This window comes from Acinetobacter sp. CS-2, from assembly GCF_016599715.1.
In the GTDB taxonomy this organism is placed as follows: Bacteria; Pseudomonadota; Gammaproteobacteria; order Pseudomonadales; family Moraxellaceae; genus Acinetobacter.
In genome coordinates, this window is record NZ_CP067019.1 from 3,248,257 (window position 1) to 3,262,872 (window position 14,616).

Annotated in this window: 15 protein-coding genes; 7 read left to right on the forward strand and 8 right to left on the reverse strand. The window is 42.1% G+C overall.

The features are described 5' to 3' along the window. Positions 1 to 184: 184 nt before the first annotated feature. The gene (locus JFY49_RS15945; protein ID WP_200223394.1) at positions 185 to 1,270 is read left to right on the forward strand and encodes a zinc-dependent alcohol dehydrogenase family protein; all 1,086 of its coding nucleotides are present in this window, start codon (positions 185 to 187) and stop codon (positions 1,268 to 1,270) included. Positions 1,271 to 1,459: 189 nt separating this feature from the next. Here the strand turns inward: JFY49_RS15945 and JFY49_RS15950 are convergent, their stop codons facing one another. Further along, positions 1,460 to 1,744 carry a GNAT family N-acetyltransferase gene (locus tag JFY49_RS15950; RefSeq protein ID WP_086197600.1) on the reverse strand — a complete coding sequence of 95 codons (285 nt, stop codon included), beginning with the start codon at positions 1,742 to 1,744 and terminating at the stop codon, positions 1,460 to 1,462. Between the two features lie 380 nt (positions 1,745 to 2,124). Here JFY49_RS15950 and JFY49_RS15955 point away from each other — a divergent pair, with 380 nt between their 5' ends. The 4 genes from JFY49_RS15955 (at position 2,125) to JFY49_RS15970 (ending at position 5,799) form a co-directional block, all read left to right on the forward strand. Continuing rightward, on the forward strand, positions 2,125 to 3,081 hold the full coding sequence (locus JFY49_RS15955; protein ID WP_086197599.1) for a TerC family protein: 957 nt from the start codon (positions 2,125 to 2,127) through the stop codon (positions 3,079 to 3,081). 216 nt (positions 3,082 to 3,297) lie between these two features. Next, positions 3,298 to 4,614, forward strand: a complete 1,317-nt coding sequence (gene guaD / locus JFY49_RS15960) for a guanine deaminase (protein WP_200223395.1) — start codon at positions 3,298 to 3,300, stop codon at positions 4,612 to 4,614. Between the two features lie 222 nt (positions 4,615 to 4,836). Beyond that, positions 4,837 to 5,364 (forward strand): hypoxanthine phosphoribosyltransferase, encoded by a 528-nt coding sequence (gene hpt / locus JFY49_RS15965; protein WP_092820932.1) that lies wholly within the window; start codon positions 4,837 to 4,839, stop codon positions 5,362 to 5,364. A gap of 177 nt (positions 5,365 to 5,541) precedes the next feature. Then, positions 5,542 to 5,799, forward strand: a complete 258-nt coding sequence (locus JFY49_RS15970; protein WP_086197596.1) for a GlsB/YeaQ/YmgE family stress response membrane protein — start codon at positions 5,542 to 5,544, stop codon at positions 5,797 to 5,799. 394 nt (positions 5,800 to 6,193) lie between these two features. Here the strand turns inward: JFY49_RS15970 and JFY49_RS15975 are convergent, their stop codons facing one another. Both JFY49_RS15975 and dmeF read right to left on the reverse strand, forming a co-directional pair. Further along, positions 6,194 to 6,895 (reverse strand): DsbC family protein, encoded by a 702-nt coding sequence (locus JFY49_RS15975; RefSeq protein ID WP_180043248.1) that lies wholly within the window; start codon positions 6,893 to 6,895, stop codon positions 6,194 to 6,196. A 132-nt stretch (positions 6,896 to 7,027) separates the two neighbouring features. Then, a complete protein-coding gene (dmeF, locus tag JFY49_RS15980; protein WP_200223397.1) occupies positions 7,028 to 7,951 on the reverse strand; it encodes a CDF family Co(II)/Ni(II) efflux transporter DmeF in 924 nt (307 codons plus the stop codon). A 54-nt stretch (positions 7,952 to 8,005) separates the two neighbouring features. Here dmeF and JFY49_RS15985 point away from each other — a divergent pair, with 54 nt between their 5' ends. Both JFY49_RS15985 and JFY49_RS15990 read left to right on the forward strand, forming a co-directional pair. Then, on the forward strand, positions 8,006 to 8,272 hold the full coding sequence (locus JFY49_RS15985; protein WP_086197612.1) for a metal/formaldehyde-sensitive transcriptional repressor: 267 nt from the start codon (positions 8,006 to 8,008) through the stop codon (positions 8,270 to 8,272). A 116-nt stretch (positions 8,273 to 8,388) separates the two neighbouring features. Beyond that, positions 8,389 to 9,564: an MFS transporter gene (locus tag JFY49_RS15990; RefSeq protein WP_180043246.1), complete on the forward strand. Its 1,176-nt coding sequence runs from the start codon at positions 8,389 to 8,391 to the stop codon at positions 9,562 to 9,564. Between the two features lie 291 nt (positions 9,565 to 9,855). On the opposite strand, the gene mnmE is transcribed toward JFY49_RS15990, so the two are convergent. From mnmE to rpmH, 5 genes are all read right to left on the reverse strand, one after another. Beyond that, positions 9,856 to 11,211: a tRNA uridine-5-carboxymethylaminomethyl(34) synthesis GTPase MnmE gene (mnmE, locus tag JFY49_RS15995; protein ID WP_200223398.1), complete on the reverse strand. Its 1,356-nt coding sequence runs from the start codon at positions 11,209 to 11,211 to the stop codon at positions 9,856 to 9,858. Positions 11,212 to 11,310: 99 nt separating this feature from the next. Then, positions 11,311 to 13,065, reverse strand: a complete 1,755-nt coding sequence (gene yidC, locus JFY49_RS16000) for a membrane protein insertase YidC (protein ID WP_200223400.1) — start codon at positions 13,063 to 13,065, stop codon at positions 11,311 to 11,313. Between the two features lie 5 nt (positions 13,066 to 13,070). Beyond that, positions 13,071 to 13,391, reverse strand: coding sequence for a membrane protein insertion efficiency factor YidD (yidD, locus tag JFY49_RS16005; RefSeq protein WP_166171660.1), 321 nt, complete (start codon positions 13,389 to 13,391; stop codon positions 13,071 to 13,073). A 9-nt stretch (positions 13,392 to 13,400) separates the two neighbouring features. Then, positions 13,401 to 13,790, reverse strand: a complete 390-nt coding sequence (rnpA, locus tag JFY49_RS16010; protein WP_086197590.1) for a ribonuclease P protein component — start codon at positions 13,788 to 13,790, stop codon at positions 13,401 to 13,403. A 30-nt stretch (positions 13,791 to 13,820) separates the two neighbouring features. Continuing rightward, positions 13,821 to 13,955, reverse strand: coding sequence for a 50S ribosomal protein L34 (gene rpmH, locus JFY49_RS16015; protein ID WP_000831329.1), 135 nt, complete (start codon positions 13,953 to 13,955; stop codon positions 13,821 to 13,823). Between the last annotated feature and the right edge of the window lie 661 nt (positions 13,956 to 14,616).

Consider the following 14,616-nt stretch of genomic DNA (forward strand, 5'->3'; position numbering starts at 1 on the left):
TGCGGTCCTTCACTAACAAATTAATAAATAATATATTATTTTTTATTCAAGTAACTATTTTGCTAATGACCTTGTCATCAAGACTTGTTAATTTAACTGGATAGCATCCCGCCAACATGACTGTTGCTATATAAGCCAGGCGGCTGGATGTCTTTTACAATAAACATTAAGAAGGATGGTCCCCATGTCAAATACAATGAAAGCAATGGTTTACTACGGCGCCAATGATATCCGCTTCGAAGAACGTCCTATCCCTACCATCCTGCATCCCGATGATGCGATTATCAAACTCACAAAAGTCACAATCTGCGGGACCGACCTCGGCATCTGGAAAGGTAAAAACCCCGAAATTGAACAGGTGGAAAAAGAAAAAACCGGCAGCTTTAATGGCCGCATTCTCGGTCATGAAGGCATCGGCATTGTAGAAGAAGTCGGTTCAGCCGTAAAAAACTTCAAGAAAGGCGACCGGGTAATTATTTCCTGTGTCAGCCGCTGTGGTACCTGTGAAAACTGCCAGAAACAGCTGTACGCGCATTGCCGTAATGAAGGGGGCTGGATTATGGGTTACATGATTGATGGCACCCATGCCGAATATGTCCGGACTCCATTTGCCGATACTTCACTCTATCATTTGCCACAAGGACTGAATGAAGATGTCGCGGTCTTCCTGTCTGATATTCTACCAACTTCACATGAAATTGGCGTGCAGTATGGCGATGTTAAACCGGGCGATAACGTGGCAATTGTTGGGGCTGGCCCGATTGGGATGAGCTGTCTGCTCACCGCACAATTCTATTCACCTGCCAATATTATTATGGTGGATACAGATGATAACCGACTAGAATTTGCCAAGACTGTAGGGGCTACCCATGTCATCAACTCTGCCAAAGAAGATGCCATTGCAAAAATTTTAGAGCTTACCGGTGGTCGTGGTGTCGATTGTGCCATTGAGGCCGTGGGTGTGGAACCGACCTGGAATATCTGCCAACACGTGGTAAAAGAGGGTGGACATATTGCCAACGTGGGTGTGCATGGCAAATCTGTCAACTTTGAACTGAACAAACTCTGGATCAAGAACCTGACCATTACCACCGGTCTGGTCAATGCCAACACCACCGGCATGCTGCTGAAAACCTGCTGTTCCGGCAAACTGCCACTAGAAAAACTGGCGACCCATCACTTTAAGTTTGCTGAGTTTGAAAAAGCCTATGATGTCTTCAAGCATGCCGCTGATGAAAAGGCACTGAAGGTGATGATCGACATGGCTTAAACTTTAAGTCTTCGATAAAAAAGTCCGCATCGCGGACTTTTTTATTTTAACCTGCATCAGAAATAGGAAAGTGGTCCGCTATTGGCCTGAAGGCAGGTTCTGAATTTTATACCCTACTGCAAAGCCTTGATCTGCCAGATTTAAAAGCCAAATGACAGACAATCTCTCTATCGGCCAGCATCTTTAAACTTAGGCTACAACATCTGTAAAACTCTGATCACGTTTAAACATTACCTCCACATAGGAACAGGTGGGAATAATTTTTAACTGTTTTTCACGTGCAAATTCAACTAAAACATCTAACAATTTTCGTGCTACGCCTTGACCACGCAAACAATCATCCACCCAGGTATGATCAGCCACTATGGTATTTTCATTGCGCCAAACATAACTGATTTCTGCAATTCGTTGACCTGCATCATTCAAAGTAAAAAACTCACCTTTTTGGCCATTATCCTTGTGTTGAAACTGCATCGCTAGTCCTCACTTTTTATTTGACTGAAACCAGAATACGTTAAAAGTAGATTATTTTAAAACAGTGTGAATAGATAAAATTTGCACAATTACAATAAATATGCGATTCTTCAGCCATATTTGGATGAAATCCAAAACAAAATTAAGTTGAACAAGGGGAGTAGCCTCCTCCAAGCCTGATCATGATGCCGTTTTAAAATGATCAGGTGTCAGAATATCGTCATTACACTTTGCAAAAAGTCGGTATCTGAGCATCTGAATTTACATAATATGAATATTCAGATGTAGGCAAGACCTTGATCATGTTGACAGAGATGTTTAAATCATCTGGCAACAGGTCAAGGTTTTTTTATGGCCGGTTGTCAGGTGTGGAGATTTTTATGGAATCCATTGGCAATTTATGGCTGTATTTAGCATTCTTCGGTTTAGTTGCCGTTATGCTCATCATCGACTTCTTGGGCTTTAGACAAAAACAGGGCCAAGAAGTCAAAATTAAAACCGCAGCGTACTGGAGTATGGCTTGGGTTTCTGTCGCCGTGCTATTTGGTGGTGGCTTATGGTTTTACCTGCAACAGACAGCTGGGGTAGCCATCGCAAATACCAAAGTCATGGAGTATTTTGCTGGTTACTTATTAGAGAAATCCCTAGCGATTGATAACGTTTTTGTATGGCTGATGATTTTTGCTGCCTTCGCTATTCCTCCGGCATTGCAACGTAAAATATTGCTCTATGGGGTACTCGGCGCCATTGTATTACGTACCATCTTTATTTTTATTGGTGCCTGGTTCGTTCAGGAGTTCTCTTGGGTACTTTATATCTTCGGTGCTTTCCTGGTCTATACCGGCTTTAAATTTCTTAAAGGTCATGACGAAGACCCCAATATTGAAGATATGGCCTTACTCAAGTGGTTACGTAAACATATGCGTATTACCCCGCAGCTGGAAGGAGATAAATTCTTTGTCCGTCAAAACGGTCTGTTATGGGCCACGCCGTTATTCCTGGTCTTGATTTTGGTTGAAGCTTCCGATGTCATTTTTGCAGTAGATTCCATTCCGGCTATTTTCGCGGTCACCAGTGATCCCTTTATCGTATTAACTGCAAACTTAATGGCCATTTTAGGTCTACGTGCCATGTTTTTCTTGCTGGCAGGTGCAGCATCTAAAATGCATTACCTGCCGTATGGTCTCGGTATTATCCTGCTGTTTATTGGTTTCAAAATGTTGATGCTGGATGTGTTCCATATGCCAATCTGGATATCACTCGGCTTTATTGTGATTGTCCTGTCCATTACCGCATGGTTATCGATTCGCTACAACAAGCAACAACAGTCACTTTAATTTTTAAATAAAATGATTCGGCCTTTCATCTCATAAATGGAAGGCTTTTTTATGACCCATATTTCAAGCGACTGGATATTTATAAGTAGAGTTTTTTATCCTTTAGCATGCAGCTCAATGCATCGCACAGGGGAGAGGATTAACCCCATCAGATCGGGTTTAAGGGAAAAATTTCAGGTACAATCAATCGAAAAAATTCAAAATCGCAGGTTTTCAATGTCTTCTGTAGTTGCAACGACGGCGGTTCGCGGTCGCTTCCTAGATATTCAGAATACGGTTGCCCAAGCGCGTGATATTCACGACCAAGTGCGATATGTAGAAGATGGTTTACTGATTGCCGAAAATGGCAAAATTCGCTGGTTTGGCGACTGGCAAACCGGCCAGCAGCATATTCCGGCTGATGTCGAAGTTCATCACTATCCCGACAAGCTGATTGTACCGGGTTTTATTGATACCCATATCCATTTTCCGCAAACCGAGATGGTCGGGGCCTATGGGGAACAGCTGCTTGAATGGCTGAATACCTATACCTTTCCAACTGAATTGCAGTTTAAAGACAAAGCCTATGCCGACAAAATCGCGCAGTTTTTTGTCCAAGAATTATTAAAAAACGGCACCACCACAGCTTTGGTTTTTTGTACAGTCCATGCGGAATCGGTCGATGCCTTATTTGCAGCGGCACAACAGTATCAAATGCGTTTAATTGCCGGCAAAGTGATGATGGACCGTCATGCACCAGAAGATTTGTGTGACACGCCAGAGACTGCTTATCAGGACTCTAAGGCATTGATTGAAAAATGGCATGGCAAAGGCCGCAACCTGTATGCCATTACCCCACGTTTTGCACCGACCTCGACGCCAGAGCAACTGGCCAAAGCAGTGCAGCTGAAAGCCGAATATCCCGATGTGTATGTGCATACCCATTTAAGTGAAAACAAGAATGAAATTGCCTGGGTCAAAGACTTATTTCCTGAGCAAAAAGGCTATCTGGATGTCTATCACCATTATGGTTTAACTGGGCAACGTTCGGTATTTGCCCACTGCGTACATTTAGAAGATGCCGAGTGGGACTGTATGCATGCCACCGACTCGGCCATTGCCTTTTGTCCGACCTCAAATCTATTTTTGGGCAGTGGTTTATTTCCCTTAAAAAAAACCTGGGAAAAACAGGTTAAAGTCGGTTTGGGCACAGACATTGGGGCAGGGACGTCCTTCAGTCAGCTGCAAACCTTGAATGAAGCCTATAAAGTACAGCAGCTTCAGGGCGATAAACTCTCGGCATTTGAGTCTCTGTATCACGCGACCTTGGGCGGCGCCAAAGCGCTGGATCTGGAGGATAAACTGGGTAACTTTAACCTGGGCAAAGAAGCCGATTTTATTGTACTGGATTTAAAAGCCACTGCACTGCAGGCACTGCGTCAGGAACATGCAAAAAGCATTGAAGATGCTTTATTTGCCCTGATGACCATGGGCGATGATCGTAATATCCATGCCACCTATATTTATGGAGCAGCAGCCTATGTCAAAAAGTGAAGTGAGGAAAAAATCTGCTAAAAAGATCATTGTGTGGGCTGGAATTGCCCTGGTGTGTGCATTTTTACTGAAACGCGATACGGTGCAGCACAAGGTCTGATTAGATTTACAAGCGCAAAAAAGATGCATCTCTTAAACAGATGTATTAAAATTAAAACAACTTTAGAGGTGTTGCTGGTCAACACCTTTTTTATTTTTTGATTTGCTTTTAGGTATCTCCCCATGACCGTTCATATGAGTGTGATGATCTCAACTGAAGAAATTCAAGCCAAAGTCAAAGAGCTTGGTGCAAAAATTGATGCTCACTATGCCAATAGTGACAAAGAATTGGTGCTGATTGGTTTACTTCGCGGTTCTGTCATTTTTATGGCGGATTTATGTCGCGCAATCAGCAAACCGCATGAACTCGATTTTATGACCGTATCCAGTTACGGCGGCGGTACGGTTTCAAGCCGTGATGTCAAAATTCTAAAAGATCTGGACGGTGAAATTCGCGGTAAAGATGTACTGATTGTGGAAGATATTATCGACTCTGGTAATACCCTGAGCAAAGTTCTGGAAATCTTGAGTACTCGTGGTCCCAACTCTATTGAACTGTGTACGCTCATCAGCAAACCTTCACGCCGTGAAATTGAACTTGAAGTGAAATTCCTGGGCTTTGAAGTGGAAGATAAATTTATTGTCGGTTATGGCTTGGACTATGATCAAAAATATCGCCATATTCCATTTATTGGTGAAATTGGTTTATAAGACTGACCCAAGATACTTAAAGTGGCCGAAGGCCACTTTTTTATGCTCTAAATTGCAACAGGCACAAAAAAACAACAGTTATTAGCAGGATTCATCTGTTTCGTGTTGGATAAATGATTAATTATAAAAATGAAAGCGAATTGAAAGTAAATAAATGATAACAAAAGGAGAAGACTGATGTGGTCACTGATCGTTGCAATTGTGGTTGGTTTTATTGCAGGTTTAATTGCACGCGCTATTCATCCGGGTAATGATAAAGCAGGATTTTTTATTACTGCCTTGCTCGGTATTGCAGGTTCTTTATTGGCCACTTATGGTGGACGCTTACTCGGACTGTATGGTGAAAACTCTGCAGCAGGTTTTATTGCTTCGGTGATCGGGGCCATCATTATTCTGTTTCTTTATAACCTAGTGACCAAGAATTCCAGGGGTTAAATACTCCATCACATAATGGAGTCACTCATAAAAAAGTACCGTACATGGTTTCAGTTAAGGAGTTTAGAAATAGACTCTTTAATTTTTTAGTAATTCATGGCGGAGTCTTACCATTTTAAATCAAACCCTTGCAGCTCATTTGTTACTTTGGTTTCGCCCAAAGTAACCAAAGGCATTTGTCATCCGCAAAACTCGTCAGCCACTATCAACTAGCAAATTCATCGCAGAAACAATCATTTTTTAATGTAGTCCTGCCTCAAACAGTTGCGGATGACTTTTCCATATATCAACTACAATCATGAATTTAAAAAGAAATGCCAGTCAATTTCTTAACTGACTGACATTACCGTACACGGTGCTTTTTTATAGTTCCTCGCATCAGCGCAGATCTATTTTATAAACCCAGTTCTTTCCAGATTTTTTCAATTTCCTGGGCAGGGTAGGCCCCCATGACTTTAAAGCCATTGGAGAAAACAATGGCTGGTGTCCCGGTTAAACCTAAAGTTTTACCTAAACTTAAATTACGCTCAATCGGATTGGCACAGCTTTTATTAGCATTGGGTTGAATGCCTTTAGCGATCAAATTTGACCAGGCCAAAGCTGGATCTTTCTCACAAAATACCTGTTTTGAAACCGCCACAGATTGAGTTTTAATAGGGTAAATAAAGGTGTAAATAGTCACATCCTTTAATTTGCTTAGTTCAGTCTCAAGCTGTTTACAATACGGGCAATTTGGGTCAGAAAAGATCGCAATCTGGCGTTTACCATTACCTCGCACGGTTTTGACTGCATCCTGTAACGGCAATTTTTTCCAGTCAACACTGTTCTGCTTCAGTATTAAATCTTTGGTCAGGTTTTTCTGATCACTTAATCGGAACATGGAACCGACCAGAATATGTTGAGCATCTTCCCCCAAATATACCACTTGGCCATCCATTGAGCCGCTATAAATCCCTTTCATTTCGGTGGTTTGAATATTTTCAATGTTTAGTTTGGGATGTTGCTTACTCAGGTTGGTTTTCACTGTATCGACATTTGCCAAAGTTAAAGTGGAAATAAAACTCACCAAGGCACATACCAATGTTTTTTTAATCATCTATTTTGCTCATCGCTTTAAAATCCTTCCCGCTGATTCTACTCAAAAACCAGCCAGGTAATCTTAAAATTTTAGCTCGCCTTACTGAAAATACACATATTTACCCAGCAAGGTTTCACGTGGAACATGGATTTAGCGTGGATTAATTTCTACCGAAACATGTACGATTTCCTCATGAATGGACAAGGCTGCACGAATCTGGTCTGCATTCAAATTGAAATCGGTGGCTAAAGCTAAAATGCAGGAGAATTTACCTTTGCCGACTTTCCAGACATGCAGGTCAGTAATTTCTACTAGAGGAAATTCTGCAATCACCTCGCGAATTTCCTCTACGACCGGATGATCCATTTCTGCATCCAGTAAGGTTTTTCCAGTTTCTTGAATGAGGCCCCAAGCCCATTTCGCCACCAGAATGGATCCGATGATGCCCAGTGCAGCATCCAGAAAAGTCCAATTCAAATACTTGGCAGCAAACAGGGCAATAATGGCAAAAACTGAAGTCACAGCATCGGCAACCACATGCATAAAAGCGGCTTTCTGGTTTAAGTCATGCTCGGTATGAGTATGCTCATTTTCATGATCATGGTGATGGTGATGGTGATGGTGATCATCATGCAGTAACCATGCGCAGATTAAATTAATCACCAGGCCCAATATTGCAATCGGAATGGCTTGATTATAAAGAATATCAACCGGGTTGAGCAGTCGTTCAATCGATTGAAAGGCCATAAACACCGCCACCACCATCAACAAGATGGCGCTGCTATAGCCTGCCAAAATTTCAATTTTCCAGGTGCCAAAACTAAAACGATGATCCTGCGCATAACGACGTGCAGAACGGTAAGCAAAATAAGCCAGTCCCAGCGCCAGCATATGCGAACTCATGTGCCAGCCATCGGCCAGCAAGGCCATAGAGTTGTAAATCCAGCCACCAATCACTTCTAATAACATCATCACTGCCGTTAGAATGGTCGCCAATAAAATGCGTTTTTGTGCGAGCGGGTTGCCTTCATCAAACTGATGACTATGGGTTCGGGTCAATGGGGCGTCTTGCATAATCTAGATTTTCAATATACTCCCCCATAGTATATTTATTTTTGGAGAATAATGTTGGGTCATTTATATCAGGACAAGAAAATTCAGAATCGGGTCAAACGTTTACAAGGTCAGATTAATGCAGTGGATCTGGCTTTAAATACACCTGATGCTTCATGTATTCAAATATTGCAGCAGGCTGCCGCGATTAAAGGTGCGGTGAATGGTCTGATAAATGAGCTTATTGAAGCACATTTGCGTCATCACGTGATTGGAGAACAGACAGCAATTAATGAAACAGAACTGGAAGAATTTCTTAAATTATTAAAGCGTTATAGCTAAACTTCTTACATTTTATCCATTGACGCTATAGATCGATAACCAGTACGCTAAATTCTCCTTTTCTCCCCCCCTATTTGCCATTTTGAACGCTGTGGCAAATATTTTTGCGACACTCTATGACAAATCAACAATCCTGGCGCCCGTTTTTGATGGTGAGCCTGGCTCTTTGTATTGGAACGATGGGGACGGCACTGGCCAGCCCTTTATATCCCATCTATCAGCAACTTTGGCATCTGTTGCCGAGTCATATCACCTATATTTTTGTCACCTATATGTTGGGCTGTTTAGCCACGCTCCTGTTTTTAGGCCGTACCAGTAACAGCATTGGCTTTTTAAAAACCTTAGAACTTGGTTTGGTCATCATCACACTTGGGCTTCTACTGTCCATGTTTGCGAATAATGTGCTATGGCTGTCTTTGGGGCGTTTTATTATCGGAATTGCCTCGGGATTGATGACTACATCAGCATTGATTGGTCTGATGTGGAGCATTCCTGAATCACATAAAAGCCATGCACCCCAGCTCAGTTCAGTAATTACCGCAGTTGGTTTTGGTTTAGGCCCATTGGTCGGTGGACTGATTGCCCAGTTTTCTGCTACACCGCTATTTACCCCGTATATTCCTATCATTGTTGGGGCAATGTTGTGCTTCGTAGGTTTGTTACGTCTGCCACAGCCTGAATTTAGCGCACAGGCATTCTCGATTGCACCGCATTTAGAACGTCCTGAAGCACAATTTCATGTTGAATTTTATATTACCGGTTTGACTGCCTTTTGTGCCTTTGCAGCGTTTAGCCTATTCGCTTCACTTTCTCCCTCATTTGTACAGTTCATCATTCCCTGGCATGGTCCTTTGGTCAGTGGATTAGCCATTACCTGTATTTTGCTAATTTCTGCCATGGTACAGTATTTTTCCAGATCGATTCCTGCAAGAAAATGCCTGAATTATGGGCTGTATACGCTGTTGTTCAGTTTATTGATCCTGGGTTTATGTATCTATCTACACTGGAGCTTTCTGTTTTTTATCAGTGATGTAATGGTTGGCGTTGGGCATGGATTAGCGCTGATCGGGGCATTTGGTTTAATTCATGCCATGACCAACCTGCACAACCGGGCTGCAGTCATGTCGACTTATTTATTTGTAGCCTATTTAGGCACCATTTTACCCATTCTTGCAGTGGGTTATCTTGCCGATCATTTTGGTTTAACCGCAAGCGTACTCAGTTTTTGTGCTGCGTTCTGTTTACTGTGTCTGTTTTTGTTAATTTGGCATAAAAAAATAAATGATAAATAATCATCCTCAGCTTTAATGATCTTGCCCAGAAGTTTAGGTTATACGCTCATTCTCAATAATATTGAATCCATTTTATTCCTCATCGACAGAATGGAAATGCTCAAATTCTAATTCAACTTTTCTTATATCTGGTGATTAATAACCGAATATAATATCATGCCATCAGATGGATTTTGAGCATACACTGAAGCAGTCAATGACATAAAAAAGCACTAAGCCATTAAAACTTAATGCTTTTAAGTTAACACTATAACTTATTAGAATTTACTGAAATATAAAGGTAAATTGAAATTACTTTCCGATACAGAACGACCCAAAGATCTTGCCTAATAAGTCATCTGCACTGAAGTCCCCGGTAATTTCACCCAAGGCATTCTGGGCAAGTCGCAATGACTCCGCCACCAGTTCACCGGCATGGAACACCACCAGTTGTTCACGCGCTTCTGCCAGATAGTGCTGAGTGCGCTTCATTGCGTCTAAATGGCGGGTACGGGCAATAAAGGTATCTTCTTCCGGCTGGAAGCCTGCATGCGCTGTAATCGCATCTATGAGCGACTGCACCCCGGTTTCCTGCTTGGCAGAAACGGTAATATGACGGAAACCTTGATAATCACCAATTGCAGCAGTTGCACCGGTTAAATCACACTTGTTGGCGATCAGTATTAAACGGCGTGGTTCCAAATGTTCGGCAAAATAGTTTTGTGCCAATTGCAGCGGATCTTCCCCTTGGCTTAAGTCATAGACCAGTAGCAACAAATCGGCTTGTTCAATTTCTTTAATCGCACGGCGAATACCTTCTTTTTCCACCACATCACCGGTTTCACGTAAACCAGCGGTATCGGTCAGCGTAATTGGCAAGCCATTCAAGGTGATTTTTTCATGCAACACATCACGGGTTGTACCGGCAATATCGGTCACAATGGCACGTTCATTTCCGGCCAAGGTATTTAATAAGGAAGATTTACCTGCATTCGGTTTACCGGCAATCACCACCTGTAAACCTTCACGCAATAACTGACCTTGGCGTGCAGACTTTTGTACCGCAGTCACTGAACTTTGCACATCTTCAAGCAAAGCCAAAATTTTACCATCAGCCAAAAAATCGATTTCTTCTTCAGGGAAATCAATGGCAGCTTCCACATGTAAACGCAGGTGAATCAATTTTTCTAAAACAGTGTTCACTCGGGTCGAAAACGCCCCTTGTAAAGAACGAACTGCTGAACGGGCGGCGGCTTGTGACGTAGCATCAATCAAATCGGCAATCGCTTCGGCTTGAACCAGATCCAGCTTGCCATTTTCAAAGGCACGCATGGAAAATTCACCCGCTTTAGCCGCAATCGCGCCCAATTCAAGTAAACGACCAAGTAGGGCATTTTGAATCACTGGGCCCCCATGCCCCTGTAACTCCACCACATCTTCACCAGTAAACGAGTGTGGGTTAGGGAAGCAAATGGCCAGGCCTTCATCCATGACTTCACCAGATGCATCATAAAACTGACGGAAACCGGCGAAACGGGCCTTAGGCAAAGCGTTTCGGGTTAAAGCTTCAGCAATGGCATAAGATTTTGGACCCGACAGACGAATTACCCCCACGCCACCGCGCCCAGGCGGAGTTGCAATTGCAGCAATCGTAGTAAGGTTTTGCATAAAATTCACCTAAAAAATCCCAAATCACAGCCAAAGAAAAATCCGCCTAAGATTACCATCTTAAGCGGATTTATTCAGCTATTCGCAATCAGTCGTTACTTAAACCACGTCGCGTTTTTCGCGTTCTTTCGCCACACCTTTGTTGATCAGGCTTTGCTGCAAGATGGTAATACTGTTGTTGACAATCCAGTACAACACCAAGCCCGCAGGGAAGAACAACATAAATACGGTGAAGACAATCGGCATGATCTTGAAGACTTTTGCCTGCATCGGATCAGCCGGTTGCGGATTTAAAGACTGCTGAATAAACATGGTCGCACCCATCAGTAACGGCAGGATAAACCACGGATCCATTGCAGATAAATCTTGAATCCAAGCCAACCAAGGTGCATGACGCAGTTCTACTGATTCCATCAATACCCAGTACAAGGCCAAGAAAATCGGCATTTGTAACAGCAATGGCAAGCAACCCGATAATGGATTGACCTGTTCACGTTTATACAGCGCCATCATTTCTTGCGAGAAGCGCATACGGTCTTCACCGAATTCTTCTTTCATGCGTTGCATTTCAGGTGCAATCACACGCATTTTCGCCATAGAGCGGTAGCTCTTGGACGACAATGGCCAAAGAATCAGTTTGACCAATACGGTCAACAGGATAATTGACCAGCCCCAGTTGCCGACAATGTTATGGAAGAATTGAAGGCCCAAGAACAATAATTTGGCAATTGGCCATAACCAGCCATAATCGACAGTTTGATTCAAGCCGACAGCCAAGTCTTTTAATTCAGACTGTACTTTAGGACCTGAATAGAATGTCGCATCCACTTCCGCCGTAGTACCTGCAGGTACATTCATGGTCGGTGAAGTAAAACCAATAATGTTCATATTATCGGTAGATTGGCGAGATTCCAGTTTGGCACTATAAGGCTGACCATTGGCTTGAGTCAGTTTAAGATCACCCGGAATCCAGGCACTGACAAAATAATGCTGTACTACAGCAACCCAGCCACCTTTGGCTTCAACATTCAACTTTTCATCGTTGAAGTTGGCAAATTTCAGCTTGTTATAATGTTCATCTGGCGTTCCCCACGCACCACCCAGGAATGTGCCGAGTGTGAAAATACCTTGGGAAGATTTACCCGGGTCATCCGAATTGTCACGTTTGATCTGACCAAACATCTGGCCTTGCCAGTTCTGGCCACTACGGTTGACCACTTTGTGGCTGACCATAACCGGATATTCACCTTGCTTGAAGGTAAAAGTCTTAATGATCTCTACACCGTCAGCAGTTTTGTAGACCATCGGTACCGATAAAACCTTAACCGCTTGACCATCTTTGTTCTTTTCCGCTTTGGCATCTGCCAGTGTATAAGATCCTTTTTCAATCTCATATACAGGACGACCATTGCGGTTACTGTCTGGTCCATTTAAACCAATCAATCCAGACTGAGCAACATAAGTCCGTTGTGCATCGCTTTCCAGCATCACGAACGGCGCATTACTGTCTTTGTCTTTATCGTGGTTCAATAATTCAATACGAACAATGTCACCCCCTTTAGGATTAATCCAAAGATGATAAAGGTCAGTTTGTACTGAAATAAGCTGTTGACTTACAGGTGCAGTGGCATCTGTTGTAGTTTGCTGAGTCGCAATATTCGCTTGAGGCATGTCAGACGCAGTAGCAGCGGTTTGACCATTTGGCAAATCTGCAGATACTTCATGTGAAACGACGGCAGTTTGTTGCTGCGGTTTAGTTTCTGCATGACCATAATCCTTTTGCCAAGCCAAAATAAGCAAATATGCGACGACAAACATGGCCCCTAGAATTGCAAACCTGGCCCATTGTTGCATATCTATTATCCCAAGTAGTTAGAGTGATTTCGGTTCAATAAACGATCACGAAAGGGTACAACAACGTGAAGCGTTTGAGAATCTATTTGCTGAAATGAAATAAAACGAATTGCCTTTGGCGGAACCGGATCATATCCCGAGCCCCCCCAAGGATGACAACGACAAATACGCTTAGTAGCTAACCACACACCACGCACAGCACCATAACAATGGACTGCTTCCAAAGAATATTGAGAACATGTGGGAATATAACGACAGCGGGGTCCCAATAAAGGACTAATCGCGATCTGATAGAATCGAATCAACCAATGCAGTAAACGTACCATTGGCCTTCTCTACTTTTGTGGGGAGGGAGCTATCTTTTTATGCTTTTTGGCAAGGCGTTGCAATTTCTGCCAAGCAAATTGTAATTGCTGCTGCAATTCCGCATTAGGGATTGCTTCAATACCCATTTTAGGCATGACCACAATATCTAATAAATCTAATTGCTGCTGATGCAGGCGAAAACTTTCACGAGCAAGACGCTTTACTCTATTTCTTTCATGTGCGCGACGCACTTTTTTCTTGGCAACAACAATACCCAAACGGCTTTTCGGCTGCTCGGAATTTTTAGCAAGAAATAAGAAATGGGGTTGATGCACTTTAAAAAGCGCACCATCAAACACACTTTTATAATCGGCAGCACAGTGTATGCGTACATCTGTGCTGAAGCCATAAAGTGTCATAACACCCAAAATCGTAATAGCGTTAACAGATTAAACAGTTAAGCTATGACGACCTTTTGCACGACGGCGAGCTAATACTTGACGACCAGCTTTAGTAGCCATACGAGCACGGAAACCATGAACACGCTTACGCTTTAATTCTGATGGTTGGAATGTACGTTTCATATTGAAACTCCAAAAATGATCTTTCTATGAAGGTTCGCGATTTTAGTGTTCATTCAATGAGCTGTCAATCAAAAACAAACTTTCTTTCAAAATAAACTGGTTTTTAGAAGATTGATATGTTGAACATGCATTTAGATAATTAAAAGTTGTATCTATTTTATACACAGTATAAATTATTGATTAATAAAACAACGTAAGTTATAAACAGAAATATTCACAATCTTATCCACAATTTATTATGAATAAAATGATTGTGTTGTGAAATGAATTTAAATTTATAATTTTTCCGAGTTATCCCCAAAGAATGGCGTTCTTATAACTAAATTCAAATTTATAAATTTAAATTTATTACTATTAGGGCGGTGTTTTTCTGTGGAAAAGGCTATTTTATTTTTAATAAACATAAATTTAAATTGTGGATATCTATGTTTTTATAATTTTATTAAATTGTGGATAACTTTATGTTATATTTTATCCACAGCTTGCGGATAAACTTATCCACATTGTGATTTAAATTTAAATTTAATCGGAAATTTGCTTTTTTGAATGATATTTCCTGAATTTTGCCATGACAGATGTGGATAACTTCGATAGAATGGCGACCCGCTCGGTCGGGCTCGCATGATTTTTTTACTAACAATGGAATGAATAGGGGTTTCAC

What these genes read in the sequence shown, in the direction of transcription:
- JFY49_RS15945 (WP_200223394.1), top strand. Translation starts at nt 185, where the DNA reads ATGTCAAATACAATGAAAGCAATGGTTTACTACGGCGCCAATGATATC.
- JFY49_RS15950 (WP_086197600.1), bottom strand. Translation starts at nt 1,744, where the DNA reads ATGCAGTTTCAACACAAGGATAATGGCCAAAAAGGTGAGTTTTTTACT.
- JFY49_RS15955 (WP_086197599.1), top strand. Translation starts at nt 2,125, where the DNA reads ATGGAATCCATTGGCAATTTATGGCTGTATTTAGCATTCTTCGGTTTA.
- guaD (WP_200223395.1), top strand. Translation starts at nt 3,298, where the DNA reads ATGTCTTCTGTAGTTGCAACGACGGCGGTTCGCGGTCGCTTCCTAGAT.
- hpt (WP_092820932.1), top strand. Translation starts at nt 4,837, where the DNA reads ATGACCGTTCATATGAGTGTGATGATCTCAACTGAAGAAATTCAAGCC.
- JFY49_RS15970 (WP_086197596.1), top strand. Translation starts at nt 5,542, where the DNA reads ATGTGGTCACTGATCGTTGCAATTGTGGTTGGTTTTATTGCAGGTTTA.
- JFY49_RS15975 (WP_180043248.1), bottom strand. Translation starts at nt 6,895, where the DNA reads ATGATTAAAAAAACATTGGTATGTGCCTTGGTGAGTTTTATTTCCACT.
- dmeF (WP_200223397.1), bottom strand. Translation starts at nt 7,951, where the DNA reads ATGCAAGACGCCCCATTGACCCGAACCCATAGTCATCAGTTTGATGAA.
- JFY49_RS15990 (WP_180043246.1), top strand. Translation starts at nt 8,389, where the DNA reads ATGACAAATCAACAATCCTGGCGCCCGTTTTTGATGGTGAGCCTGGCT.
- mnmE (WP_200223398.1), bottom strand. Translation starts at nt 11,211, where the DNA reads ATGCAAAACCTTACTACGATTGCTGCAATTGCAACTCCGCCTGGGCGC.
- yidC (WP_200223400.1), bottom strand. Translation starts at nt 13,065, where the DNA reads ATGCAACAATGGGCCAGGTTTGCAATTCTAGGGGCCATGTTTGTCGTC.
- yidD (WP_166171660.1), bottom strand. Translation starts at nt 13,391, where the DNA reads ATGGTACGTTTACTGCATTGGTTGATTCGATTCTATCAGATCGCGATT.
- rnpA (WP_086197590.1), bottom strand. Translation starts at nt 13,790, where the DNA reads ATGACACTTTATGGCTTCAGCACAGATGTACGCATACACTGTGCTGCC.
- rpmH (WP_000831329.1), bottom strand. Translation starts at nt 13,955, where the DNA reads ATGAAACGTACATTCCAACCATCAGAATTAAAGCGTAAGCGTGTTCAT.